The sequence below is a fragment of the Deltaproteobacteria bacterium genome (genome assembly GCA_026129095.1).
Classification (GTDB): Bacteria; JAGRBM01; JAGRBM01; order JAGRBM01; family JAHCIT01; genus JAHCIT01.
The window spans coordinates 117,557-143,015 of sequence record JAHCIT010000003.1 but is presented as its reverse complement, the minus strand read 5'-3'; the positions used below and the strand labels follow the sequence as shown (position 1 = coordinate 143,015).

Genomic DNA, 25,459 nt, shown 5'->3' with positions numbered 1-25,459 from the left:
GCCCTAACGCATCTCCAGCGCACGGCGGTACAGGCCGCGGTATTCAGCCGCGGACCGGCCCCATGAAAAATCCTTTCGCATGGCGCGTCGCATGGCGGTTGTCCATGCCGCCGGATCGGTCCGGTACAAGGCCAGTGCCCTATCCAGCACATGCCGGAGGGCTCCGGCCGTAGGACCGCTGAAAAGAAACCCCGTCCCTGTATCGGGATAATCCGCCAGATCAGTGATCGTATCGGCGAGACCACCGGTCCGGCAGGCCACCGGCAGGGCGCCATACCGCATCGCTTGCATCTGGATGAGCCCGCAGGGTTCATACCGGGACGGGATCAGAACCATGTCGGCGGCAGCAATCAGAAGATGTGACAGATTTTCATCGAAACCGATCCGGACCGCAACGCTTCCCGGGAATGTCCGTTCCAGAATCCTGAGCCCTTCCTCAAGTTCAGGATCGCCTGACCCCAGTGCAACGAGACGGGCACCCTGCTGGATGGCCGGACCCAGTGCTTCCAGCGCAACATCGATCCCTTTCTGCCAGACAAGACGGCTCACCAGGGCGATGAGCGGCGGCCGTTCTCCGCCGAGCAGGCCAAAACGGTCAAATACCTCCTGCTTCAGCCGCCCCTTTCCGGCCAGATCATCCACACTGAAATGGTGTGCGAGGAATCTGCCTGTTTCGGGGTTCCATGCCCGCTGGTCAATGCCGTTCAGAATACCCCGGTAACGGTCCCCCAGATGCCTGAGCAGGCCGTCGAGGCCAAAACCAAGATCAGGTGCAAGCGTTTCGCTGGCATGGGCCGGGCTGACCGTATTCACAAGGTCGGCGGACTGGATGCCCGCCTTGAGGAAATTGAAGGTGCCGTAGAACTCCAGAGGGCCCCCGTTCAGATGGCTTTCAATTTCGTTCCATGGGATGGAAAGAAGGCCCAGCGCACTCATCGGGAACGATCCCTGGTATCCGACATTGTGGATGGTGAGCACAATCCCCGGACGGCGGTCCGGCCACGGAATCACATGCCGTGCGAAAAAGGAAACCAGCGCTGCCTGCCAGTCATGGACATGAAGGATGTCCGGCCTCCCACGAACGGCCAGTTCAGTTACGGCGCGGGCAAAAAACGCGAACCTCCGGTCGTTGTCGGGATAGTCCTGCCCCTGCTCGCCATAAAATCCCGGCCGTCCAAAAAATGCCGGTGCCTCGACGATGGTCACGATCAGGCCATCCGGTGTTTCCAGCGATCTCAATTCCGCCGGTTCGTCGTGGCTTCCGAGCGGGACCGATATGTAGCCGTCATGATGACTGAAGTCCTCGCGCCGGACAGATGCATAGCCCGGAACAAACACCCGGACTTCGTCACCGGTCCGGGCGAGTTCACCCGAGAGTGCCGCGACGGCATCTCCCAGTCCGCCCGATTTCGCCCACGGAGAACACTCCGACGAAACCATCCAGATTCGAGCCATCAGCGGACGGACTCCACAGGAATCAGCCAGTCCGGCGATGGAAGCGCCGCCGTCCGCTCGAGGTCCCGCAGGATCGAGCAGGCATCCTCCGGCCTGACAGGATTCACTGCAAGGCCCGCCTCCCATGAAACCGGAACGTACATTTCCAGTTCCGGGCGGATCACAATCTGCCATGACGGCACCGACGCCACTCCTGCCGGATGCCGCCACACCCGTAGTGCAAGCCTGATCGGCGGTGACTTCAGCGCCAGTTCCAGCCGGCGCCAGATATCCCGGATAAGCCCGGCAAGCCGATCCGGCTCGCACAGGTCCACGAAACTGATGGCAGGCTCAACAGGCGAAATCACGATTTCAAAGGGGTACGGCTGGGCATAGGTAGCAAATGCCACGAACGGCCCGTGCGCGATTACACGCCGGTGTTCGGGGTGCGGGCCGTCGTCCAGCAGGGAGACGGAAGCCCTGAACGGCTGCGGAAAGGCGAATACCTGGGAATGTGGATGAGACTGCCGGCCGGTGCCTTCCGACCGGTGGACCAGGAAGAAATTCAGGCGGCTATCGTTCATCAGGTCGCCTATGCGGCTTCGCCAGGCCGAGATGACATCCACCAGCAGGTCCACCGGATAGTCCCTGAGCAACGTGGCGTGTTCCGGCAGTTCGATCACGACTTCGTGCGCACCAAGGCCATCGCGCCGTATTTCCTGATGATCGTGCCGGGGTGGCGCGGCTTCGATGCGGAGCAGTGGATACTGGTTCGGAATAACGCGCAGGGACCACCCGGATCCGTTTGAAACGAACCGGTGGTTTCGCAACGTGAAGAGATCGCGCCCGCATGCCTGCTCATGACCAGGGCAGAACGGACAGTCAGCCGCAGGGACAATCTTCCCCGTCCTTTCGGCCGGCCGCACTGCCGCCTCCGGCGCGATCAGCACCCAGGCTCCTGACGGCTGGTGATAACGATATTCAGACATAAACAGAAGCCAGCCGGACCATTCCGGTTTCAGACGGCGCTCCAGCCCGTCAGGCGCAAAACCCCTGACGGGATCTGTATACGCACAGGCCGGGTTTCAGTCCATGCGCCTCCGCTTTGCACCCGGAGTCGGACAATCACATATCCGGCCTCATCGTGAACCACCAGCGGACATCGCAACTTTCCCTCCAGCACCTGCCGGTACACCACGACAGCGTCCCACTCTGGTGGTACTTCGCCAGCCAGCTGGTAGCCACTTCCATCCAGCCGAAGCGAGAACGTATGCCCGCCGTCAGTCCCGCCAATTACGACCTCCAGAACCTCCGGGGCATGGGTTAGCCCATCAACCCGGAACATCAGTTCCTGCTGGGGACTGAACCCTATATGAAAGGCATCAAACACCGGACCGGAACGGGCCATGGTGCCGCCGATCATGAACTGATCGGCACCGAAATGGGCTGCCGACGCCCATTCAAAGTAACTGTTCGCGAGGCCGTCGATCTGGCCATCCACGCGGGCCTTGGCGCCAACGACAAGACGCTCCGCGCCACCAGCAAAACGGAAAGCTGACAGCCGCCCCGGCTCCACCGGACGGTCCAGCGCACGCCAGGCCGCTTCCAGATGTGACTGGAACAGGTCGTGGAAGTTGAACCGGTGCTCGGTGGCGAACTGGCCATCCATCCACCAGAACCAGTCGCTTCCCTCGGCGGCAAGCATAGCCTCCATCGCCTTTGCATTCTGTGTGGATTCCGCAAGTTCCCAGAGTTCCCGGCGGGTAAAGTTGAGGGCTTCCCATGCGGCATTCTTCTGTTCTCCTCCGATCCAGATGGAAAACCGCCCGTTCACCCAGCCCCCGGCGCGCAGATGCGTGACCCGGCGGGCATGCCCGCTCGAAGCGCCGATGCTCTCCGACATCGTGGCGAGCCTGATACCGGGACTGTCTTTCACCGCCGCTTCGAGTGCCGACAGAAACTGCCAACCGGCACCGGGATAGGTTTCCCACGGGTTCTCTCCATCCAGAATCACACAGACCACCGGTGCCAGGCTGTCCGATAACGAAGCGATCGACCGCACCCCCTCCATAATATCCTGTGCGGCAGCTTCCGGGTTATCACGGGCATACCGGAAGCCGATCCGGTCCGAATAGTCGTGGCTCCGGAAGGCAACCAGAAGCGAACCGTCATCCGGGCCCGCTCGCCAGGGCCTGCAGATATCCGGTGAAGCATCGTCCAGACGTGCCGACCGGTGGAGGACTTCCTCGTCGGTCGCAATCCACTCGACTCCTTCCGAGGCAAACAGCCGGGCGGCGGCCTCCGAAACCGCCCCCTCGGCGGGCCACATCCCGCGGGGACGGCGGCCGAATCGGCTGTTCATGAACTCCAGCGACCGGTGAACCTGCTGCCGGGCATCGCCGATGCAGCCGTAGGATGACGGGAGCATCGCATCAGGCATCGCCTCGCGTGCGGAATCGGTGTCAATCAGGAGAGGCAGAATCGGGTGATAAAACGGCGTCGTGGACAGTTCCAGACGGTCCGACTCCCACTGGCGGCGGTACAAGGGGACAATCCGGCCGAGAATCTCGCTGGATATCCGGTCGAGCACTGCCGCATCCTCGTCCCGGTAGTCCCGGCCCTGGCGGGCCAGTTCATCAATGGCGGGGAAATCCCGCCGGGCGGCGAAACCGAACCATGCCAGTTGAAACAGGACTCTCAGGTCCCGGAAATCCTGATCGGTAAAATCCCGCCAGCCGTCATCCTCGCCCATCCGGCTCCACGCGTCATCCCGTTTCCTGTGCAGTTCGGCATAACGGGGAAGCGGGGCGATCATCGTTTCCGGGTGCGCCGAGAAGAAGTTGCGAAGCAGGAACCGGCGGCCCGCCGGGGTGAGACTGGAAGCGGGACTCAGGGCCAGCTCCCGGAAACTGTCCGTGCCACCATCCAGATAGGACTCCACCTGCATGATGAGCGACGGAACGAGATTTATCGTCCAACGGAGTCCCGGCAGGAGGTCCGGCAACCGGGCGAAGTCGTAGTATGACCTGACCGCATGAAGCCGCACCCACGGGGCAAAGCATTCCCGCTCGCCCGGCAGCCGGTACAACGGCTGGTGCATATGCCACAGGAAGGCGAGGCGAATGTCCTTCAAGTAAAGGTTGCCCCCGCCGGCACCACCACCACGCCGCTTTCGGTCACCGTGAAGCCCCGGGCCCGGTCGGCATCCAGCTCGTATCCGATCACCGTATCCGGCGGAATCCGGACGTGCTTGTCGACAATCACCCGCTTCAGTTTCGATCGGCGGCCGATATCCACGCCTTCAAAGATCACGCTCTCTGCAACGGTTGCGTAGGAGTTGATCCGGACCCTTGGGCTCAGGATCGAGCGGTCTATAAGACCGCCCGAGACGACGACGCCATCACAGACCAGTGAATCAGTCGCCACGCCGATACGGGACGTTTCACGGTCCGCGAAGACAAACTTCGCCGGCGGATGATGTTCACGGGCGGTGATCAGGGGCCACTCACGATTGTACAGGTTGAACTCGGGACTTACTTGGATGAGGTCCATCGACGCCTTCCAGTAGGCATCTATCGTTCCTACGTCGCGCCAGTAGCCCACTTCATTCGGGTTGCTTCCCGGAATGATATTCCGGGAAAAATCATAGGCGTGCAGGTTCATGCGTTCCACCCAGGATGGCAGCAGATCCCTCCCGATGTCGTGGGAGCTGCCCTCCTTGCCGGCGTCCTCGGCGAGCATTCTCTCCAGCGCATCCAGGCTGAAAATATAGTTTCCCATTGACACCAGGGACTGACCGGGCCGCCCCGGCATTTCGGGTGGATTGGCCGGCTTCTCGACAAAACTCGTAATCCGGCCAGTATCGTCTATTCCGATACAGCCGAACTGGCTTGCCTCCGAGCGGGGTTGCGGAATAACCGCCACACTGACATCGGCCATGGCGCGCTCATGCTCGGCAACCATCTGCCGTATATCCATGCGGTAGATATGATCGGCGCCAAACACCGCCACATAACGGGGCCGGTCCCTTCGGATGTAGGTGAGATTCTGCCAAAGGGCATCGGCCGACCCCAGATACCAGCCCTTGTTCTGCCCTTCCGTTGCCGGGATGGTTTCACAGAACTGGCTCAGTTGCGACGAAAATGTCCAGCCGCGGGACAAATGCCGGATCAATGAGTAGCTCTGGTACTGGGTCAGCACCATGATCCTGAAGATGTGCGAATTGACCAGGTTCGACAGCACGAAATCGATCAGGCGGTAATGTCCACCGAACGGAACGGCCGGCTTGGCCCGGCTCGTGGTTAGGGGCTTCAGACGCGTACCGGCGCCTCCTGCCAGAACAATGGCCAGCACATCGCCTCCCGATGCGAAATTCATACTTCTTCTCCTTCGGTCGAGGCCATAAAAGGCCAGTCGCCCTTCACGGGCATCTGCCCAGAAACCTGCCAGCGGCCTGTTTCCAGTCCCCGGACGAGATCGATAAACCGCTTCAGGTGGTCTTCAACACGTTTCCGGGCATAGGTGGAATGGGCCCCGCTGGCGAGCATGAAAGGCCAGTCCGATGCCTGAGCCAGCATCAGCTCGTTCACACACCCTCGCCAGGCCAGTTTCAAGGCTGCGCCTTCTCCAAGATTCAAATGCGCCAGACGGCGTCCGGCTTCCAGCAGCCGGGAGGGAATCCAGTCGTTAGCGGGATTCAGCCACATCTCCGAATAGCCTCCCTCTCCCCAGCTTCCTGACGATGGCTCGGATATCTCATGCAGAGGAAAACGGTTGAGATATCCGGATGGTGTTACCGTCTGGATGCCGGTGCTTTCCTCCACAGACAGTTCGAGCACCTTCTCCAGCCAGTCGGGGCCTTCAAACCACCAGTGTCCGAACAGTTCGGCGTCATAGAGAGACGTCACCAGCGGAGTGCGGTCTCCGTGCATTGGCTGCCCGGCCAGACGGCCAGCGAGTTCCCTGACGAACTGCTCCGCATGTTCGTTTACCCGCCGGAGCGCCATGGCCCGGTCATACGGCATTTTCTGTTCTTCCGGACCCGTGACCCGCCGGTATTTGAAACCGGTTGGCCCCCTTCCGATGCCACCCCACAGAAACGGCGCAAGTTCCAGCTCGCCCAGTTCGTATCCGGCGTCATGGTAAAAATCCCGATAAACGGGATCGGCCGGATATCCATCCCGCGAACTCCACACCTGGCGGGATGTCAGTTCATCGCGGCCGAAGAATATCACGCCAGCCGGGCTCACCACCGGAGCATAGGTCCCGTCCACCGGACTGTGCGATCCGTTACGGAATGCGTGCGCATCAACAAACGTGTGCCGGACGCCGACACGGGCCAGAACTTCATCGAGCCCTTCCATGTATCCGCATTCCGGAAGCCAGAACCCCTCCGGCCGCCGGCCCAGATGGCGTTCAAAAACATTGAGCCCCATGGTGATCTGCCGCTCAACCGATTCCGGATCGGCCGCAAGGATCGGAAGATAGGCATGGGTAGCTGCCGTAGTCATCAGTTCGATCATTCCGCCGGCTTCGAGGTCACCAAATGATTCCAGCAGCATTCTTCCGTGATGACTTTCCCACTCATCACGAAGCCAGGCGATCCGGTCCCGGTAGAAGTGAACCACCGGCTCATACACGGTGCCCTTCAGCCGCTGGCTTTCGTGCCCAGAGAACCGCTCCAGCTTGCCCAGGTAACGGTCAAGACGCCCGCAGAGCAGCGGATCCGCCAGCATCAGGATGAGAGTGGGGCTCAGGGAAACGGTCAGACGGGCCTGCACATTGCGCTGGTGCAGCCGGTCAAGAACTGCCAGAAGCGGCAGATAGCATTCCAGCACAGCCTCAAAAAACCAGCTCTCCTCGCGGTACTCGGGGAGCTCCGGATGCCGCACGTACGGCAGATGTGCATGGAGCACGGGCATGAACAGTCCGGAGCAGTTCACAATCCTGCGGCAGGTCCGGGCCAGAGCCTTCCGCCGCTGGCATGCGCCCCCGCTACGCCCCTGCGCCGTTGTCCCCTTTGAAATTCACCGGAACTGACAGTCATGGTCCCAGCCGGCTCTTCCTCATGCTCAGGCGACAGATCAGGACGGACGGATGGAGCCGCGAGCAATTCTGCTGCTGTCCCCCAGACGACGGGACCGGAACCTGCCCGTGTGCGGGGCATCCGGGCAACACGGCTTTCCATGCGGGATTCGAACTTGGCCGCAGCATTGAACCCGATCCGGATCCGGATATAGCAGTCACTCATACCGGCCTTCACATACACTGGTCCGTCTGACACCCTGAGCGGCTCATCCGAAATTACCGTCCAGTGAACGCCGTCGGCGCTCCATTCTACCCGGCAGGTTGCGCTGGAGGCGTCATTTCCAAAAGCCGCATAGGCTGCCGCAGGTTCCAGATAAAAAAAGAGTGTCCAGGGATCGCGGACGAGAAGATCAAACGGCCCGGCTCCTGTTCCATCGGAAGAACCGGCTGACCGTATTTCACCTGTTGCTGCTTGCCGCAATTTCCGGCTGTGGGGCTGGGAATCCCCCAGGCGGCCCGAGAGCTTCCGGGCAGTATCGGGTCGCTCACCGGGGGCCGGCGCAGGCCATTTCCCGGCCGGAGCGGGAGTCCGATTGCCATCCCGGCGGTTTCCACCAGACAGCCCGATGCGGCGGGCCAGATACCGGAAAAACCTGATAATGAGACGAATCATCGTGACGTCCGGGCCAGAACAGCTCTCCTGCATAGTGCCAGACAGCGACGGACTTCGCCGCCCTCGGTACACCACGGTTCTAGCACGTTCACATTTACGAAACGATCTTTCAGGATCGGATAGGCCCCGCCGTCCCCGATATCGGGAAAATGGCGCAACAGTTCCTCATGGTGGCGGGCAAGCCGGTTACGCCAGGCTGCCGCGTCCTTCATCTGCCCGTTGCTGTCAAGGAACTGTAACAGGCGGTCGAGGCACCCGTATGCCCGTCCGGCGAGAAATCCCGCAAACGGCACCGTCACTTGCCCGTTTTCGTTCACCGACGCCCACATGCCGACCACATCAAGCTCGGGGAGGTCAATTCCCAGCTCCACGCGCCGGCGCCTCAGCGTCTGACCGGCACTGGCTTCACCGTTTCTTGCTTCCGTGTAACCGGTTTCCAGAACGTCCAGATAGTACCGCGCCTCCCGGAGGAGCCGCAGGGCATCGGTGCCGGCCAGATCGGCAGAACCGGTACCACGCGGCGATTCCGTCTCCGGTGTTGCCGAACCTTCGCCGCCGTTCTCGTCGGCCAGCATATCCAGAAGAAAGTGCGCTGGTTGCCTGTCGCCGGACATGAGCCCCCCTTCAGTTCCTAGTCTAACACCCTGCCCATACACGCCTTATGATTAACGTCATCGCCATGGTGTCCTCCCCCGTTAACCATTACGCTCGAAGGCGCGCCCCATTGCCGGAAAGGTACCCAAATGCCCCAGTATATCCGCTGGTTCGAAGACATCTCCATTGCCGACGTTCCCCTGGTCGGAGGCAAGAATGCATCGCTGGGTGAAATGGTCCGGGAGTTGAGTTCCCAGGGCGTTAAGGTTCCCCCCGGTTTCGCTGTAACGGCCGACGCCTATACGTCGCTGATCGAAACCCGCAGCGTTGGCCAAGAGATAGAGCGCATACTGAAGGGGCTGGATACCCATGACGTCGCAGACCTCGCACGTCGGGGGCAGAAAATCCGCACGCTTATCCGTGAGACACCCCTTCCGGATGCTGTCCGCACGGATATCGTCGAGGCTTACCGGCAGCTTTCCAAGCGTACAGGCGTGGATGATATTGATGTCGCCGTCCGTTCTTCCGCCACGGCGGAAGACCTGCCTGATGCCTCATTCGCCGGCCAGCAGGAAACGTTCCTGAACGTGCGTGGCGAGGCCGATCTCCTTGTGGCCTGCCAGAACTGTTTTGCGTCGCTGTATACGGACCGGGCCATCAGTTACCGCGTGAACAAGGGTTTCAGGCACTCGCAGGTGCGGCTGTCAATTGTCGTGCAGCAGATGGTCCGTTCCGATCTTGGAAGTGCCGGAGTGATCTTCACGCTGGACACGGAGTCCGGCTTCCGTGATGTGGTGTTTGTTACGAGCGCATGGGGACTTGGCGAAAATGTGGTCTCCGGCAAGGTCGATCCCGACGAGTTTGTCGTGCTCAAGCCGACGCTCAGGATGGGGAAACAGCCGATTCTCCGGCGTACGGCTGGCGCAAAGCAGTTCAAGCTGGTTTACGCGGGACAGGGCACACGGCGAACGCGTGATGTCGAGGTGTCGAAGGCCGACCGGGAGCGTCTCTCCCTAAGCGATGCCGATGTTATCCAGCTTTCCCGGTGGGCCTGCATCATCGAGGATCACTATACCCGGAAACACGGGCGCGACACACCAATGGACATCGAGTGGGGCCGCGATGGGCGCACGGGGGAACTCTATATCCTTCAGGCCCGGCCCGAAACTGTCCAGGCCAACCGGCGGGTGGCAGAAATGGTCACCTACGAACTGGAGGAACGCTCGAAGGTTCTGGCTATCGGCCGCGCTGTGGGGTCGATGATCGGCGCTGGTCCGGTCCGGGTCATCCAGTCAGTGAATGAACTGGGCAGCTTCAGGCCGGGAGAAGTGCTGGTCGCCGACATGACCGATCCCGACTGGGAACCGGTCATGAAGAAGGCAGCCGCCATTGTCACCAACCGGGGTGGCCGGACCTGTCATGCCGCCATTGTGAGCCGCGAACTCGGTGTTCCCTGCGTGGTCGGAACCGGAGAAGGTACCACGCTGCTGGGAACCGGTACGTCCGTCACGGTGAGTTGCTCCGAGGGCGAGGAAGGCCGGATATACGACGGCATCCTGAAGTTCCGCCGCACGACACTGGACCTCTCCCATCTGAAGGCGCCCCGGACGAAAGTCTACTGCATCCTCGGCAATCCGGATCAGGCCCTGAAGACCGCCATGCTGCCAGTCAGTGGCGTGGGGCTCGCCCGCGAGGAGTTCATCATCAATGAATACGTCAAGGTGCACCCCATGGCACTGGTTCACTACGACCGGCTGAAAGACACGGAAGCCCGCAACGCCATCGCGAGGCTCACCCGGGGCTACGAGAACGACCGGACCCGGTTCTTCGTGGACCGCCTCTCCGAGGGTGTCGGCATGATCGCGGGTGCATTCTACCCGCGCCCGGTGATTGTCCGGCTTTCGGACTTCAAGACCAACGAATATGCGAATCTCCTCGGTGGACGTGATTTCGAGCCGGAGGAAGAAAACCCGATGATCGGCTTCCGGGGGGCGTCCCGCTATTACCACGAACGCTACCGGGAAGGATTCCGCCTGGAATGCCTCGCCCTGAAACGCGTCCGCGACGAGATGGGCCTTACGAACCTCAAGATCATGGTGCCTTTCTGCCGCACTCCGGGAGAAGGCGAGCGGGTGATTGCCGAAATGGCCACGCACGGCCTGAAGCAGGGAGAAAATGGTCTCGGAATCTATGTCATGTGCGAGATCCCCTCGAACGTCATCGCTGCCGACCTGTTCGGAAAGATATTCGATGGGTTTTCAATCGGGTCGAATGACCTGACGCAACTGACCTTGGGTGTGGACCGTGACTCGGCTATCGTGAGCGGGCTGTTCGACGAACGGCTGGAGCCGGTCAAACGCATGCTGGCTGCTGCCATTGATGGCGCACACAAGGCCGGCCGTCCCATCGGCATTTGCGGTCAGGCCCCCAGCGACTATCCCGAAATCTGCCGGTTCCTGGTGGAAAGGGGCATTGATTCCATTTCCCTCAATCCTGATTCCATCATGAAGGGAATCCAGTCCGTTCTTGATGCCGAGAAATCACTTGGCCTTGCGGGATAGGGAAATGTCCAGAACTGTCTTTTACGAAGTTACCCCGACTGAACGCCCCACCCTTGAGGCACTCATGAAGGGCGAACAGGCGCTCTATACGGACAAGCTGCTCACCCGGGAAACGGCTGCCCTCGCCGCTGGTGCGGCTGTGGTCTCCGTGTTCATTGTCTCGCAGGTTAATGCCGGAGTCCTTGGGGCATTACCTGACGTCAAGCTCATCGCCACACGATCTACCGGCTACGACCATATTGACCTCAACGCGTGCAGGAGCCGGAACGTCGTCGTGGCCAATGTCCCGTCATACGGTTCCAACACGGTGGCGGAGCACACCTTCGGCCTGATCCTCGCCCTCTCCCGGCGGATCGCCGTCACTTTCCAGCGTGTCAGGCTGGGAGAGTTTTCACGGGAAGGGCTGTGTGGTTTCGACCTGCGCGGGAAAACCCTTGGAGTCATTGGAACCGGACGGATCGGCAGCCATGTGATCCGGATCGGGAAAGCCTTCGGCATGAATGTGATCGCCCATGACGGACACCCTGACGAGCGGCTGTCCGCGGCGATGGACTTCGGCTACGTTCCGCTGGACGACCTCCTCACTCGCTCCCATGTGGTGAGTCTGCACTGTCCCTATACTCCCGAAAGCCACCACCTGATCAATGAAAAGTCACTCGCCCGGATGCAGAAGGGTACGCTTCTCATCAACACCGCCAGAGGCGGGCTCGTAGATACTCGCGCACTGCTGGGCGCCCTCAGGTCCGGCCATCTGGGCGGCGCCGGACTGGATGTTCTTGAAGAAGAAAAATCGATTTTCGAGGAGCGCGAAGTGCTGGCCGACAGTTACGACCGGGAAAAACTGGAACTTCTCGTTCAGAACCACGCCCTGCTCAAGCTGCCCAACGTCATCATTACCCCACACAACGCCTTCAACAGCGAAGAGGCCCTTCACCGCATCCTTGAAACCACTGTTTCCAACATCCACGCCTGCCTTGCCGGAACCCCCGTAAACGTGGTCACCGGATAGTCCTCGCTAATATCCTGTTACGTTCGGCACATGCTCGAACGCATAGGTCCCGTCGGGAGCCTCATCCACGCCAATCACATCGATCCGCAGCGGCACATCCCTGATGCCGCCCGACTGGACATAGGCCTCGGCCAGACGAATCAGCTTTTTCACCTTGCCCGGCGTGACCGATTCGATTCCGCTTCCGAATTCACGGCCTGATTTCGTGCGGACCTCCACGAAAACATACGTTTCACCGTCGCGGGCGATGATGTCCAGTTCGCCAAGGGCGCAGTTCCAGTTCCGCTCAACGATCTGCCAGCCCTTGCGCGCAAGCCAGATGGCGGCTGCGTCTTCACCCCGTGCACCGAGGTTTTTACGGGGTCCGGAACCGGGCGCGGGTTTCCCTGCTGACGAAGAAGGTTTCGGGCTCATGGCAGGAACTCCTTGACCCCCCGGAACGTGCGCCGGTGAATGGGACAAGGGCCATTTTTCCGGATCGCTTCCCGGTGAGAAGCAGTCGGATAGCCCTTGTGCCGGTCGAATCCGTATTCCGGATAACGTTCAGCCAGATCCGACATGAGAAGATCCCGGTGAACCTTGGCCAGGATACTGGCCGACGCAATAGACGGACTCCTGGAATCGCCCTTTATCACATACTGCTGGCGCACCAGTGCGTCGGTGAGCCGGTTTCCGTCAATAAGCGCCAGTCCCACCGGCCGGTCCAGCGCTTCGATGGCCCGCCGCATGGCCAGCAGTGATGCCCGGAGAATGTTGTGCCGGTCGATCTCCTCGACGCTCGCCTCGCAGACCGCAAAGGAAAGTGCCCGCTCACGGATAACCGCCGCCAGTTCCAGCCGTACCTCGTGCCTGAGTGCCTTGGAGTCATCAACACCGGCAATCGGGGAAGCATCCGGATCGAGAATCACCGCCGCTGCCACAACCGGGCCTGCAAGCGGGCCACGCCCGGCCTCATCAACACCGGCCAGAAATGCGGTCACCGGGATCCCGGACCGGAACCGGCGGTCGAAGTCGGGGTCTACCGGCATGATCTATCCACACGCCCTGGGACGTTCTATGCCGGCAGTTTTATGGCCAGATCCGCCATGCTGGCAACCTGCGCACGGGACGTGGTGAGGATGACCTGCGAGCGGCCACCTACGGCCTTGAGTACCCGGAACAGACCCGCCAGCCAGCGGTCATCGAGGGTCCCGGTGCCGCAATCAACCAGCAGCGGCAGTTTTTCCTTCCGGTCGGCAATGAATTCCATCAATGCCCCATGAACGGCGAACTGGAAAGCAGTCAGCACGCTGCTGCCCAGTTCGCCAATGAGCCGCTCCCGCGAGGAAGGAAGATGCCTGAGGCCTGCCGAACCATCGGAGGATAGCGAAACGAGCGAATAGCGGTTCTCCGTAATCGTCTGCAGGTGGGCAGAGGCGCGGGGCATAATGGCCGCAGCCAGGCCATCCGGGCTTTCATCCAGATAGCTAGCCGCCGCCGCGATCAGTTTCCCGGCCCCCACTCCGGCAACGCCCTTGTTTCCGCCGGCATTCTCCAGCCTGTCGAGCTGGCGGCGCAGTTCGGCTGGATCAATGGCGGCCGCGGCTCCCGCCTTCTTGATCGCCATCTGGGTTTCCTTGATCTTCGCAGTGACTTCCTTGAGCCGGGCGGCCGCCTCGGCCACTTCCGGAGCTTCACGGGCCTTGTTGGCTGCCGCACGGGCCTTGTCCGCCGTGGCCTTCAGCTTCTTGAATGCGACGAGCCGCTCCAGAAGCTCGCGTGGAGTGTCCGATTCGGTTCGCCTGAGCACGGAAATGACGTCCGCTGATTCCACGTCGTACTTGCGCATGAGCTGATTGCGCTGCTGTTCGGTTTTCTCCGGTTTGGAAATAACCTCTTTCAGGTCCTGCATCAGTTTCATCCACTGAAGATAACCGAATCCGGCGAGGGCTGCGCCCACCATCACCAGCAGAAACGATTTCGATGCATGCGGGGCATACTGATCGCCTGACATTTTCATCCCGATCCACAGGATGAACCCCAGCAGGATTACTCCTATTCCAGCCATGACGATCGGATGCTGATAGGGCGCCACCTGTTTTGCGCGGGCGGCGTCCGCTTCCTGGTAAAAGCTCAGCATCTGCTTTTCGAGATGATCCAGTTCTCGCTTGCGTTCTCCCGATTTCTCATCGTGGTTGCGGATCCGCTCTTCCTGTTCGGCCGAAATGGACCCCAGTTTCTCGTTCTGGGGCTGCTCCAGCACCTCCTCGGCCTTTTTGGCTTCCGCTTCGAGATCGTCCGCCCTTTTCAGCGTGCTCATCAGGTCAAACTTTTCGCTCTCGTAACCGTCCAGCTCGTACTGGAGCTGGTCGAGCTTGCCGGTTCCTTCCAGTGCTTCCTTTATTTCCCTGATCTTCTGTTCGCGGACTTCTGGCGAAAGCTGGCTCAGTTCATCCACCGCCGAGCCAAATCCCGCTGCCCCGGGAGCTTCGCTATCCAGCCGGTGAATGACGCAAAGCGCATGATAGATTTCGAGAGAGGGGAGCCCCATTTCTTTCAGAACCGTATCGATTTGCGCGGAATCCCCGGCGATCGGCATGAACTTTTTCGTCTCCGGATCCAGTTTTGAAAGTGATGACGCATTTTTCACGAAATCCCTGACAATACGATAAGTGCCGTCTTCCGGTCCCGCCCTGAAAACAATCGCTCCGCGTGAGAGCTCCGGAGTTTCCCACGATACCAGTTCGGAAGAATGCTTCGAGTCGGCCGGGAACAGCGACGCCTCGATGATGTCAACCAGCGTCGTCTTGCCGGACTCACTTCCGCCCACAGCCATAATAAGACCAGGCTTCAGTTGTATCTTGAACGAGTCCTTGAACCGCCGGACTCCCTGAACCACCAGTTCGATGATCTGCACGGTTGGCTACTTCCTCGTCCCCGGAGTCTATTCGCTCCACTGGACAAGACCAAACCGGAGAAGCAGCAAAAACAGCCTTCCCTGTCTCCATGATGAGGAGACAGGGCCAACGGGCAAGAGATGAGTGGTTAGGCCTTCGGAGCTTCGCCAGCCGGTTCGGCAGGAGCTTCCGGGGGCGGATTACCGGCCGCCGCCTCTTCAGGAGCCTGCTGCGGCAGGAGCAGCTTGCGGAAGTTCTCCGTGCCGCGCTTTTCCCGGAGCTTGGCTGCACGGCCGGAAAGGTCACGCAGGTAGTAGAGCTTGCCCCGGCGGACTTCGCCCTCCTGCTTCACTTCAATCTTTTCGATCCATGGCGAATGCAGGGGGAACGTACGTTCCACACCCACGCCGAAAGACACCTTCCGGACCTTGAACGCCCGCAGCAGGCCCCGGCCTTTACAGGCGATCACCACACCTTCGAATATCTGGATACGTTCCTTGTCGCCTTCACGAATACGGGTGTGGACCCGGACAGTGGCACCTGGGCGGAAGTTTTCCTTCACCCGGCCGCGCTTGCCGGCCTTCTTCAGGCGGTCGCCCTTGATCTGTTCGGCTTCTATCTTCTGGATGATCGGATGCATCGACATGGCTTCATTCCCGGTCAGGAGCTCCTTCGGCACATGCCGGGCGGAGCCTCAAGAGGGGCCTCCCTTGCCACGGAAACGAGGGGCAAGTCAAGGCAGATGAAACCGGAAAGATTCCGGCGGCTTAGCCGCATCCAGGGCAGTCTCAGTCGCCCCCGTAACCCAGCGCCTTCAGATAGCCCATATCGGCCGCCGTCAGACGCCCTTCCTGCTCTGCCCGGCGGATGAGTTCCGGCCGCCGCTCCCAGGTCCGTTTCAGGCTTTCTTCCCGCCGGAACCGGGCGATACGGGCATGATCCCCCGACATCAGCAGTTCCGGAACCGATACCCCCTCGACCACTTCGGGGCGTGTGTAGTGCGGGCCTTCCAGGAGCCCCCCGCTGGTACCCGAAGCATGACTTTCAGTGGCCGCCGAAATCTCGTTGCCGAGTACCCCCGGCAGGAGCCGGATAATCGAGTCGCTAATGCACATTGCAGGAAGCTCGCCCCCGGTCATCACGAAATCTCCAACCGATACTTCCCTTGCCCCCGTCAAATCGAGCGCACGCTGGTCAAATCCTTCGTAGTGGCCACAGAGGATCACCAGACGGGGACAGCCCGCATGTTTCCTCGCAAGGCTGTCGCTCCACGGCTCACCGGATGCCGACGCGGCAATTACCGGGGTTCCCGCCGGAAGGTTGAGCGCCCGGATCTGCCTGAGCACGGGGGGTGCCTGGATCAGCATTCCGCCACCACCGCCGAATGGCGCTTCATCCACCCGGTTATGCTTGTTCTCCGCGTGGTCGCGCAGGTTGTGAACATGGAGTTCCACAGCGCCCTTCGACTGGGCCCGGCTGATAATGGAATGATTGCGCCAACCTTCAAAGGTTTCCGGGAACAGGGTGACGATATCGATATGCACCGGCTCTACTCGTCGCTATCGGCACTGATCACCGCATGTGCTGGCACATGGAGGACGCCATCCGCGAATTTCACTTCCGGCAGGAACAGTGCAACATACTGCCCATCACCAAGGACTCCATAGGACTGACCGGCCGGATTCACATAAAAGTCCCTGATGAGCCCCGCTGGCTGAACGGCACCGGCGACCCGGACCTGGGCGCCTTTCAGGTCTTCCAGATAGAGGCCTTCTGATAAATCCTTGCGTGCAGCGAGTATTGCCGCCCCACGCCACTTTTCAGCCGCTTCCGGCGAGGAAATCTCTTTCAGGACCAGATGGAAACAGTTTCCGGCGGGTGCGGCGCGAACGATGGAGACATCCATGGTGCCTGATTCGGAATGCTCCAGGCGCAGCGGGATTTCCGGGCGAAGATTATCGCCCGAACCGCTCCAGATCATCACCTTGAGAGCACCCTTCAGTGCGTGGGGTTTCACCACCCGGCCAAGCTCGATCCACTGGCTGGGGGCGCGGGAAGGATTTCCCGCGTCAGTCGTCGCGGCTGTCGTCGTCGCCGCCGGCTTCTTCTTCACCGTCATCGGCCGTCTCGTCGTCCGCACCGTCATCATCACCATCATCACTGGCATCGTCGCCGCCAGCATCGTCACGGGCATCGCGGGCGGGCGGCCGTGAGCCTTCGGGCTCGACGATTTCCATCTCGGCCTGGACGCGGCTCCGGGCGGCCAGTGCATTCACCATCGCCCGCAGGGCACGTGCCGTGCGGCCATTCTTGCCAATCACCTTGCCGAGATCGGAGGGATCCACATTGATTTCGTAGAGCGTAAACCGGTCGCCGTCCTCATCCCGTTCGGATTCATCGATCCGCACGGCATCAGGCATCGACACCACATCACGCACGATCTCCTCCAGCATGGTCCGGATCGGCACTGGTGGCGGCGAGGGAGCACGCGAGCTTTCGGAAGACTCCTGAGTTTCCTCGTTTTCCGTCATATCGGACATGGGTATCTCCAAACGGGCGGCCTGCTGCCTTGCCGGTTCAGCAAATGCCAACCGGACTGTTCAGGAAGGAGGAGCGCCTGACTTAATTCGGGAGCTGAACGCCCTGCTTTTTCAGCAGCGCACGGACGGTTTCCGACGGCTGTGCACCCTTCGACAGCCAGTACTGGATGCGTTCGGTGTGAAGCGTAGTGCCACGCTGGGTTCCGGTCGGGATGTGCGTACCGAGCACCTCCAGATGACGGCCATCACGGGGCTTCGTTTTGTCAGCGGCCACAATCCGGTAGGCGGGACGGCCCCGGTTACCGCGGCGGGAAAGTCGGATCACTACCATAAAGAATCTCTCGCTTGCTCCTGGAAACCTCAATCTTTTCAACGGGTTCCTTCAAAAGCCACACAAGGCTTCCGAAGGTCCGGAGGGCCATTTCTAAAGGAAAACCCTGCTGAAAGCAAGACCATTCGAAGCGTGCCGAAATGCACACAGCTTCAGGCTCTCCCCAGGGAGCCGTGAAGCCCCAGCAGGCTGTCACAAAAGGCGCCAGTTACCCTTTCTTTTTGTCCTTGTACAGCTTGTAGGCGATCGAGTCAGCCAGTGCCTGGTAGCTAGCCTCGATGATGTCGTGGGAGACGCCCACGGTACCCCAGCGGTCCTTGCCATCACCCGATTCGATGAGGACACGGACAAATGATCCTGTGCCCTTTTCGCCGGCGATGACACGGACCTTGTAGTCGAGCAGTTCCACGTCCTTCAGTTCCGGATAGAACGGGATCAGGCTTTTCCGGAGCGCGCCGTCCAGCGCATTCACGGGTCCGTTTCCCAAGGCAACCGAGTGGGAGACCTGCCCATCCACCTCAATCTGGACGGTTGCCTCCGACAGGGGTTCTTCACCCTCGGCCCGTTTTTCGTCGATCACGCGAAAACCCACCAGCCGGAAGCCCTTCCGGTGGTTTTCCTTGTGAAGCGCCCTCTGCATCAGCAGCTCAAACGATGCCTCGGCACCCTCATACTGGTAGCCCGCGTGTTCCAGAGTTTTCAGCTGGTCGAGAATCTCGCGGGTTGCCGGGCTGTTCTTCGCAAGGTCGATATGGAACTCCTTGGCCTTGTAGAGGACGTTGCTCTGCCCCGCGAGATCACTGACCAGAATCCGGTGGCTGCTTCCGACCAGTTCGGGTTCGATGTGCTCGTATGTGCTGGCGTATTTCTGCACAGCCGACACATGGATCCCGCCCTTGTGGGCGAACGCGGAATCGCCCACGTAGGGCTGGCGCTTCCATGGAGGCATGTTCAGGAGTTCATACAGCAGGCGCGAGACATCGCGCAACGAGCGGAGCTGCTTCGGTGTAACGACATCGAGGCCCAGTTTCAGTTGCAGGTTCGGAATGATCGAGACGAGATTCGCGTTCCCGCACCGTTCGCCGATGCCGTTGATCGTGCCCTGCACCTGGCCTGCACCCGCCTCAACCGCAGCAATGGCATTGGCAACACCGCATTCGGTGTCATTGTGGGCATGAATGCCCAGCTCCGCGCCGGGGAGTTCCTTCCGGACGTCCCCGACCACCGATCCGACCCATGAGGGAAGCGAGCCGCCATTCGTGTCGCACAGGACGAGCACGTCAGCCCCGGCATCCCGGGCACTTCTCAGCACCTGCAGAGCAAAGGCGGGGTTCGTCCGGTAGCCGTCAAAGAAATGTTCAGCGTCGAAAAACACCTTGTCGACGTGCCGTTTCAGGTATTTCACCGAGTCATGAATGAGATCGAGATTTTCCTCCAGAGAAATCTCCAGCGCCTTTGTCACATGGAAATCCCATGACTTCCCGAAAATGCAGGCCACCGGTGCGCCGGACTCAACCAGTGCCTTCAGGTTGGGATCCTTCGACGCCTGTAATCCGGGTCTGCGTGTCGAACCGAAGGCCGACAGCTTCGAACGTTCGAACTTCACCTTCCGGATGCGGCTGAAAAACTCCACATCGCGGGGGTTCGATCCCGGCCAGCCACCTTCCAGATAGTGGATGCCAAGTTCATCCAGTGCCCGGGCGACAGTAATCTTGTCCTCAACGCTGAAGTTGACGTCCTCGCACTGGGAGCCATCCCTCAAGGTCGTGTCGTATATCTCAACCCTGCGCCTGTGCGCGGAAGCCGAAAGTGCTTTTGCCGGCGGTGTCATGTGTCAAAAAAACCTCTCCCTCCCCGTCCGCCCCTTGGCGGTCAGGTGAGGCAGGGCGGGACCAGCCGGGTCCGCCCGAGTCAGATAATAATGGAAATCGAGAGCGCGGCCATTTGTATGTTTTCCGGCCTTTCATGCGCCTCCCGGCGGTTGGTTCAGGCCGGATTTTCGCCTAGCTTGAACTCATCGTGGAGGGTCCGCACCGCCAACTCGGTATATTTCTCCGAGATGACAACCGATATCCTAATCTCCGAGGTCGAAATCATCAAGACGTTGATGCTTTCACGGGCCAGCGCCTGGAACATGCGGCTGGCCACTCCGGCATAGGACCGCATTCCCAGCCCCACCACCGACACCTTGGCGATGGCCGAATCGGTCTGGACGCCTGCCGCGCCAAGCTCCTTGGCAAGTGGTTCAATAATCGTCCGCGTCCGCTCCAGTTCCGCCTTGGTAACGGTGAAGGTGAGATCGGTGGTTCCGTCGGCCGACACGTTCTGGACAATCATGTCCACGTTGATGTTGGCATCGCCGATAGCCTTGAAAATCCGGGCTGCTATGCCCGGCTTGTCCGGCACCTTCTGCACGGTGACTTTCGCCTCGTTCTTGTCATAGGCCACGTTCGTGGCGATGAGACCTTCCATGTCCTTTGTCTCCTCGACGATCATCGTCCCTGGCGCATCCGAAAGGCTGCTCCGCACCTGCACGGGCACTTTCCACTTCATCGCGAACTCGACCGACCGGGTCTGCAGCACTTTTGCCCCCAGGCTGGCCGCTTCCAGCATCTCCTCATGGGTAATGCGGCCAAGCTTGCGGGCCGAAGGGCACATGTTGGGATCGGTCGTATAAACGCCATCCACGTCGGTATAGATATCACAGCGATCAGCCTTCACTGCCGCTGCCACGGCGACAGCGGAAAGATCCGAACCGCCCCGCCCCAGCGTCGTCACGTTGCCTTCCGCATCGATCCCCTGAAAACCGGTGACCACGGGAATGACCCCGGCGGCCACGTCACGCAGAAGCCGCTCGGGTTCAATGGCGGTGATGCGTGCCTTCATGAAATCGCTGCCCGTGCGGATAGGCACCTGAGGGCCGGTATAGCTTCTCGCTTTCCCCCCCAGATTCTGGATGGCGATGGCCAGCAGTCCGCAGGCGACGGTCTCGCCCGTTGAAACGAGCTGGTCCATCTCGCGAGGATCGGGCAATTTGGTTATTTCAGTGGCGAGCCCGATCAGGCGGTTCGTTTCTCCCGACATGGCACTGGATACAATAATAACCCGGTCGCCCGCCGTCTGGGCCGCAAGCGCACGGCGGGCAACGTTCTGGATCCGCTCGATCGAGCCGACCGACGTACCACCGAATTTCATGACAACGAGTGGCATGGTTTTCTGGTCAGGACCGCCCCAGCCAGCGACAGAACGCGGGACTGATTGCGGCTGCGCCCACAAGGGCCGCTTTCGCTTTCCGGCCACGGGAAGCGTGGCTCAGGAGTATTTCGATCCGGTCCGGGGGCAGGACCTCAGGGAACTTCTCCGCCCATTCGGCGATCACCACGGCGTTCTCGCCAAGAAGGTCATCCCAGCCGATATCGGGCAGTTCGTCTAGTGCGCCTAGACGATAGAAGTCAAAATGGTAAACCGGCAGCCGGCCACCCTCATAAACGTGCTGAATGGCGAAGGTGGGACTTGTCACCTGCGCGGGTTCCGGCAGTTTCAGCCCCTCGCCTATGGCCCGGACCAGCGTCGTCTTGCCTGCCCCCAGTTCACCGTCCAACGCAATAAAGACCGGGCCTTCACTGATCGCCCTGCCCAAAGCCCTGCCCCATTTGCGGGTGGCGGCGAGCGTGGGGAGCGAGAGCTTTCGAACAGGGACCGGTTGAGCCGGCATGCGGCGTTTCACCCCGTCTCCTCGAATGCCTCGCCCAGATATTGGAAAACTTCCGTGGCGAGGACTGATGGCCGCTTGGTCCGGGCTTCGGCCATTTCGGCCGCACGGCCATGAATCCAGACGGCCCGCGTAACGGCTTCGACCGGATCAAGGCTGGTGGAGGCCAGCATTCCGCCGATGAACCCTGCAAGCAGATCCCCCATTCCGCCGGTAGACATGGCAGGGGTTCCGGTCGGATTCAGCCGAACCGCCTTCCCCGGCGCGGCGATTACTGTTCCCGCGCCTTTCAATGCGATTGTGGCGGCATATTTTTTTGCCAGTGCCCTGGCCGCGCCCACACGGTCTGCCTGGATTTTCGCCGTTGTGGTCCCGAGAAGGCGGGCCGCTTCACCCGGATGAGGCGTCAGGACCAGATCCTTTATCTTTGGCGCCTTCTTCAGGTTCGCCAGAAGGTTAAGACCGTCGGCATCGAGCACGACCGGTATTTGCGTCTCCGCAAGGATCTTTTGCAGAACGCTACCTGACGCCTTTCCGACCGGGATCCCCGGCCCGAGAACAAGCACGTGCCCCGGCGTCAGCGCGTCGAGAATGCTCCGGGCGGTTTCCGGCGCCCATCCGTCCGGAGTGCTCTCGGAAAGGAGCAGCGTCATGGTTTCAGGCTGGCGTGCGGCAACGACCGGTTCCAGCGATTGCGGGACGGCGATTGTCACGAGTCCAGCCCCTCCCGCATGGGCGCCCAATGCAGCCAGCACCGCCGCGCCGGATTTCCCATGCGTGCCGGCCAGCACAAGCACGTGACCGTATGTTCCTTTGTGAGAATTATTCTCGCGGCTCCGCAGTTCGGCATCCCACCCTTCCCCGGCGGGATCGACCAGTTCATGCGAAGGCTGGAACTTCTGGATGTGACTGTCCGGGATCGGAATAGGAACCAGCAGCAGGTACCCGCAGTGCGTGCGTCCAGGCTCCAGAAACTGCCCCGGCTTTTCAAGGCCATACGTCACGGTCAGGTCTGCCTGTACCGCCGTCTTCATCACAGCCCCATTGTCGGCGGAAATGCCGCTCGGAATATCCACGGAACAGACGAAAATACCGGCATAGTTCAGCGCATCTATGGCCTGTGCTGCAATCCCCTTCACTGGCGAGTTCAGACCGGTTCCAAACAGTGCATCCACAGCCAGGCCGGCGCCTTCCAGCGCGTCCCGGAACCGGCGGATATCAGCTGCCGCAGCGAGCGGGACGACCGGACCTCCGGCAGCGATGAAAGCCTGCGCATTCACAGCCGCATCACCTGCCAGGTCCGGCACACGGCCGAGCAGATACGCAACAGCGGGGATGCCGATTTCGAGGAGCTTTCGCCCAATCACGAAACCGTCACCGCCGTTATTCCCCTTGCCGCAAAGGATCACGGCACCCAGTGCAATATCTTCAGCCCGAACGTGCTCGCGGATTGCCTCAAATGTCCCGTGTCCGGCGTGTTCCATCAGCACGAGGCCCGGTACACCGGACCGGATTGCGCCGGTGTCGAGCGCACGCATCTCCACCGATGTGGCCAGTTTTCTCATTGGAAATCAGTCGGGCTCGTGACGTGCCTGCCGGATGATATCGGCCATTTCACGAACAGCGCGTTCCATGCCGGTGAGGATGGCCCGGGAAACGATCGAGTGCCCGATATTCAGTTCTTCGACTTCCTCCAACGCCGCCACCGGGCGGACATTCTCGTAGGTAAGTCCATGACCTGCATTGACGCGAAGCCCCAGCTTTTTGGCCATGCGGGCAGAGTTCACCAGCATTTCATACTTGGGCTTACGTTCCAGCTCGGTACGGGCGAGCGAATACGGACCTGTGCAGAGCTCCACATACTGCGCGCCAACGAAATGGGCGGCCTGCACCTGATCAGGATCGGGGTCGATGAACAGGCTCAGGGATATGCCCGCTTCACGAAACAGGCCGGCATACTTCTGAAGCTGCTGGCGGTAGAGGGCGACATCAAGACCGCCTTCGGTAGTCACTTCCTCGCGCCGCTCGGGAACCAGCGTCACCTGATCGGGCTTGACCAGAAGGGCGATCTTCACCATCTCCTGCGTCGCGGCCATCTCCAGATTCAGTTTCGTTCGGACCACCTGCCGCAGAATCTGGAGATCCCGGTCCTGGATATGGCGCCTGTCTTCACGCAGGTGAACCGTGATCCCACGCGCCCCGCCCAGTTCGCACAAGAGCGCCGCCGTGACCGGGTCCGGCTCCACCGTCCGGCGGGCCTGCCGCACCGTGGCGACGTGATCAATATTTACGCAGAGCCTGGCCATTATCTTTTCCCCTTACGCTCCGAGCCGGTCCTTCAGGGTTCCCCCCAGCCGGTCCAGAAGCGCGTTCAGACGGCCGGCATCCGGGCCTTCCATCATCACCCGGAGCAGTGCCTCGGTTCCCGAGTAGCGTACCAGCAGACGCCCGTTTTCGCCCAGCGTTTCTTCCGTTTCCCGGATCGCCTTTGAAACCGCCGGATCGGATTCCAGCGGAACACGTTCTTTTACCTTGAGGTTCCAGAGAATCTGCGGCATGGGCGTCATGATGCCCCGGAGTTCGGACAGTTTTTTCCCTGTCCGTTTCATCACGCCCAGCACCTGGAGGGCGCAGATGGTTCCGTCGCCAGTCGTCGCATGGTCGAGAAAGATCATGTGGCCCGACTGCTCGCCGCCGAAGCAGTAGCCGCCGCGGCGAAGCTCCTCGACGACATAACGGTCTCCCACCGGTACCCGCACCAGCGAGATACCATGCTGCCGGAGAGCCACTTCCAGCCCCATGTTGCTCATGACCGTGGCAACGACGGTGTTCTTGCGGAGCAGCCCCCGTTCCTTCAGGTCAATGGCACAGATCGCCATGATCTGGTCGCCGTCAACCACTTCACCCCGTTCATCCACCAGAATCACGCGGTCGGCGTCGCCATCAAGCGAGATTCCGGCCTGGGCCTTCCGGGCCAGAACCTCAGCCTGCATTTTCTCCGGATACAGGGAGCCGTACCCGTTATTGATGTTGATGCCATTGGGTGTAATGCCGATCGGAAACACCTCGGCACCCAGTTCGGCAAATACCTTGGGTGCGACGAAGTATGCTGCGCCGTTGGCGCAGTCGAGCGCCACCACCATGCCGTCCAGTGTGAGTGACGGATCAAACGTCTGTTTGGCATGAACGATGTAGCGGCCCTCGGAATCCTCCACGCGGCGGATCCGGCCCACCGAGGTGCCGGTCGCCAGGCTTCCGGCAGGAACCCCTTCTCTCACCCAGCGTTCGATCTCCGCCTCCTCGGCATCGGGCAGTTTGAAACCGTGACGGTCAAAGAACTTGATGCCGTTGTCCTGATAAGGGTTATGCGAGGCACTGATGACGATTCCGGCGTCGGTCCGCATGTCATGGGCGAGGAACGCAATGCCTGGTGTCGGCATGGGGCCGATCAGAGTCACGTCGGCTCCCATCGAGCACAGACCCGACGCAAGTGCATGCTCCAGCATGTAGCAGGAGAGCCGCGTGTCCTTGCCAATCAGCACCTTCGGCCGGGCAGTTCCCCTTGTACGCAGCACCCAGGCGAGCGAGCGGCCCAGTGCCATCGCCGTGCCCGTATCCATCGGGTACTGGTTTGCCAGCCCGCGGATTCCGTCCGTGCCGAAAAGCGTCCTGCTGTTTCCGTTCTGGCCAGACATACAGTTT

At 60.8% G+C, this 25,459-nt stretch carries 22 protein-coding genes; 2 read left to right on the top strand and 20 right to left on the bottom strand.

All coding sequences use genetic code 11. The features are described 5' to 3' along the window. Positions 1 to 3 precede the first annotated feature (3 nt). The 6 genes from KIT79_05540 to KIT79_05515 all read right to left on the bottom strand — a co-directional run bounded on the left by KIT79_05540 (position 4) and on the right by KIT79_05515 (position 8,748). Entirely contained in the window at positions 4 to 1,455 is a 1,452-nt protein-coding gene (locus tag KIT79_05540) for a glycogen synthase (GenBank protein MCW5828760.1), read from the bottom strand. Then, on the bottom strand, positions 1,455 to 2,423 hold the full coding sequence (locus KIT79_05535; protein ID MCW5828759.1) for a hypothetical protein: 969 nt from the start codon (positions 2,421 to 2,423) through the stop codon (positions 1,455 to 1,457). The genes KIT79_05540 and KIT79_05535 overlap by 1 nt, the downstream gene beginning before the upstream one ends. Positions 2,424 to 2,452: 29 nt before the next feature. After that, on the bottom strand, positions 2,453 to 4,567 hold the full coding sequence (locus tag KIT79_05530) for a hypothetical protein (GenBank protein MCW5828758.1): 2,115 nt from the start codon (positions 4,565 to 4,567) through the stop codon (positions 2,453 to 2,455). Next, positions 4,564 to 5,811, bottom strand: coding sequence for a glucose-1-phosphate adenylyltransferase (gene glgC, locus KIT79_05525; GenBank protein ID MCW5828757.1), 1,248 nt, complete (start codon positions 5,809 to 5,811; stop codon positions 4,564 to 4,566). Before glgC ends, KIT79_05530 begins: the two co-directional genes overlap by 4 nt. Next, entirely contained in the window at positions 5,808 to 7,355 is a 1,548-nt protein-coding gene (locus KIT79_05520; protein MCW5828756.1) for a DUF1957 domain-containing protein, read from the bottom strand. The genes glgC and KIT79_05520 overlap by 4 nt, the downstream gene beginning before the upstream one ends. 775 nt (positions 7,356 to 8,130) lie before the next feature. Continuing rightward, positions 8,131 to 8,748 (bottom strand): hypothetical protein, encoded by a 618-nt coding sequence (locus KIT79_05515; protein ID MCW5828755.1) that lies wholly within the window; start codon positions 8,746 to 8,748, stop codon positions 8,131 to 8,133. 129 nt (positions 8,749 to 8,877) lie between these two features. Between KIT79_05515 and ppsA the strand changes: the two genes are divergently transcribed. After that, positions 8,878 to 11,289 (top strand): phosphoenolpyruvate synthase, encoded by a 2,412-nt coding sequence (gene ppsA, locus KIT79_05510; protein ID MCW5828754.1) that lies wholly within the window; start codon positions 8,878 to 8,880, stop codon positions 11,287 to 11,289. 4 nt (positions 11,290 to 11,293) lie between these two features. Next, on the top strand, positions 11,294 to 12,298 hold the full coding sequence (locus KIT79_05505; protein MCW5828753.1) for a hydroxyacid dehydrogenase: 1,005 nt from the start codon (positions 11,294 to 11,296) through the stop codon (positions 12,296 to 12,298). 6 nt (positions 12,299 to 12,304) lie between these two features. Here the strand turns inward: KIT79_05505 and KIT79_05500 are convergent, their stop codons facing one another. From KIT79_05500 to KIT79_05435, 14 genes are all read right to left on the bottom strand, one after another. Then, positions 12,305 to 12,712 (bottom strand): YraN family protein, encoded by a 408-nt coding sequence (locus tag KIT79_05500; protein MCW5828752.1) that lies wholly within the window; start codon positions 12,710 to 12,712, stop codon positions 12,305 to 12,307. Beyond that, positions 12,709 to 13,326, bottom strand: a complete 618-nt coding sequence (locus KIT79_05495) for a ribonuclease HII (GenBank protein MCW5828751.1) — start codon at positions 13,324 to 13,326, stop codon at positions 12,709 to 12,711. The genes KIT79_05500 and KIT79_05495 overlap by 4 nt, the downstream gene beginning before the upstream one ends. Before the next feature lie 26 nt (positions 13,327 to 13,352). Further along, a complete protein-coding gene (locus KIT79_05490) occupies positions 13,353 to 15,194 on the bottom strand; it encodes an AAA family ATPase (protein ID MCW5828750.1) in 1,842 nt (613 codons plus the stop codon). Between the two features lie 128 nt (positions 15,195 to 15,322). Then, positions 15,323 to 15,820, bottom strand: a complete 498-nt coding sequence (gene rplS / locus KIT79_05485; GenBank protein ID MCW5828749.1) for a 50S ribosomal protein L19 — start codon at positions 15,818 to 15,820, stop codon at positions 15,323 to 15,325. Positions 15,821 to 15,962: 142 nt separating this feature from the next. After that, positions 15,963 to 16,718 carry a tRNA (guanosine(37)-N1)-methyltransferase TrmD gene (gene trmD / locus KIT79_05480; GenBank protein ID MCW5828748.1) on the bottom strand — a complete coding sequence of 252 codons (756 nt, stop codon included), beginning with the start codon at positions 16,716 to 16,718 and terminating at the stop codon, positions 15,963 to 15,965. 5 nt (positions 16,719 to 16,723) lie between these two features. After that, the gene (locus tag KIT79_05475; protein MCW5828747.1) at positions 16,724 to 17,293 is read right to left on the bottom strand and encodes a hypothetical protein; all 570 of its coding nucleotides are present in this window, start codon (positions 17,291 to 17,293) and stop codon (positions 16,724 to 16,726) included. Continuing rightward, positions 17,244 to 17,636: a KH domain-containing protein gene (locus KIT79_05470; GenBank protein MCW5828746.1), complete on the bottom strand. Its 393-nt coding sequence runs from the start codon at positions 17,634 to 17,636 to the stop codon at positions 17,244 to 17,246. Before KIT79_05470 ends, KIT79_05475 begins: the two co-directional genes overlap by 50 nt. Before the next feature lie 160 nt (positions 17,637 to 17,796). Beyond that, positions 17,797 to 18,045 carry a 30S ribosomal protein S16 gene (gene rpsP / locus KIT79_05465; protein ID MCW5828745.1) on the bottom strand — a complete coding sequence of 83 codons (249 nt, stop codon included), beginning with the start codon at positions 18,043 to 18,045 and terminating at the stop codon, positions 17,797 to 17,799. A 208-nt stretch (positions 18,046 to 18,253) separates the two neighbouring features. Beyond that, positions 18,254 to 19,876, bottom strand: a complete 1,623-nt coding sequence (gene cimA, locus KIT79_05460) for a citramalate synthase (protein ID MCW5828744.1) — start codon at positions 19,874 to 19,876, stop codon at positions 18,254 to 18,256. Between the two features lie 155 nt (positions 19,877 to 20,031). Then, a complete protein-coding gene (locus KIT79_05455; GenBank protein MCW5828743.1) occupies positions 20,032 to 21,255 on the bottom strand; it encodes an aspartate kinase in 1,224 nt (407 codons plus the stop codon). Positions 21,256 to 21,265: 10 nt separating this feature from the next. Then, the gene (gene tsaE / locus KIT79_05450) at positions 21,266 to 21,760 is read right to left on the bottom strand and encodes a tRNA (adenosine(37)-N6)-threonylcarbamoyltransferase complex ATPase subunit type 1 TsaE (GenBank protein ID MCW5828742.1); all 495 of its coding nucleotides are present in this window, start codon (positions 21,758 to 21,760) and stop codon (positions 21,266 to 21,268) included. Between the two features lie 8 nt (positions 21,761 to 21,768). Beyond that, entirely contained in the window at positions 21,769 to 23,322 is a 1,554-nt protein-coding gene (locus KIT79_05445) for an NAD(P)H-hydrate dehydratase (protein MCW5828741.1), read from the bottom strand. A 6-nt stretch (positions 23,323 to 23,328) separates the two neighbouring features. Continuing rightward, on the bottom strand, positions 23,329 to 24,063 hold the full coding sequence (locus tag KIT79_05440; protein ID MCW5828740.1) for a pyridoxine 5'-phosphate synthase: 735 nt from the start codon (positions 24,061 to 24,063) through the stop codon (positions 23,329 to 23,331). A gap of 12 nt (positions 24,064 to 24,075) precedes the next feature. Beyond that, entirely contained in the window at positions 24,076 to 25,452 is a 1,377-nt protein-coding gene (locus KIT79_05435; GenBank protein ID MCW5828739.1) for a phosphoglucosamine mutase, read from the bottom strand. Positions 25,453 to 25,459: the final 7 nt, after the last annotated feature.

Coding starts and splice junctions, on each gene's coding strand:
- KIT79_05445 (MCW5828741.1), bottom strand. CDS start 23,322: ATGAGAAAACTGGCCACATCGGTGGAGATGCGTGCGCTCGACACCGGC.
- KIT79_05435 (MCW5828739.1), bottom strand. CDS start 25,452: ATGTCTGGCCAGAACGGAAACAGCAGGACGCTTTTCGGCACGGACGGA.
- KIT79_05475 (MCW5828747.1), bottom strand. CDS start 17,293: ATGACGGTGAAGAAGAAGCCGGCGGCGACGACGACAGCCGCGACGACT.
- KIT79_05540 (MCW5828760.1), bottom strand. CDS start 1,455: ATGGCTCGAATCTGGATGGTTTCGTCGGAGTGTTCTCCGTGGGCGAAA.
- glgC (MCW5828757.1), bottom strand. CDS start 5,811: ATGAATTTCGCATCGGGAGGCGATGTGCTGGCCATTGTTCTGGCAGGA.
- tsaE (MCW5828742.1), bottom strand. CDS start 21,760: ATGCCGGCTCAACCGGTCCCTGTTCGAAAGCTCTCGCTCCCCACGCTC.
- KIT79_05520 (MCW5828756.1), bottom strand. CDS start 7,355: ATGCCCGTGCTCCATGCACATCTGCCGTACGTGCGGCATCCGGAGCTC.
- KIT79_05515 (MCW5828755.1), bottom strand. CDS start 8,748: ATGTCCGGCGACAGGCAACCAGCGCACTTTCTTCTGGATATGCTGGCC.
- KIT79_05500 (MCW5828752.1), bottom strand. CDS start 12,712: ATGAGCCCGAAACCTTCTTCGTCAGCAGGGAAACCCGCGCCCGGTTCC.
- rpsP (MCW5828745.1), bottom strand. CDS start 18,045: ATGGTAGTGATCCGACTTTCCCGCCGCGGTAACCGGGGCCGTCCCGCC.
- KIT79_05495 (MCW5828751.1), bottom strand. CDS start 13,326: ATGCCGGTAGACCCCGACTTCGACCGCCGGTTCCGGTCCGGGATCCCG.
- ppsA (MCW5828754.1), top strand. CDS start 8,878: ATGCCCCAGTATATCCGCTGGTTCGAAGACATCTCCATTGCCGACGTT.
- rplS (MCW5828749.1), bottom strand. CDS start 15,820: ATGTCGATGCATCCGATCATCCAGAAGATAGAAGCCGAACAGATCAAG.
- KIT79_05505 (MCW5828753.1), top strand. CDS start 11,294: ATGTCCAGAACTGTCTTTTACGAAGTTACCCCGACTGAACGCCCCACC.
- KIT79_05535 (MCW5828759.1), bottom strand. CDS start 2,423: ATGTCTGAATATCGTTATCACCAGCCGTCAGGAGCCTGGGTGCTGATC.
- KIT79_05440 (MCW5828740.1), bottom strand. CDS start 24,063: ATGGCCAGGCTCTGCGTAAATATTGATCACGTCGCCACGGTGCGGCAG.
- cimA (MCW5828744.1), bottom strand. CDS start 19,876: ATGACACCGCCGGCAAAAGCACTTTCGGCTTCCGCGCACAGGCGCAGG.
- KIT79_05455 (MCW5828743.1), bottom strand. CDS start 21,255: ATGCCACTCGTTGTCATGAAATTCGGTGGTACGTCGGTCGGCTCGATC.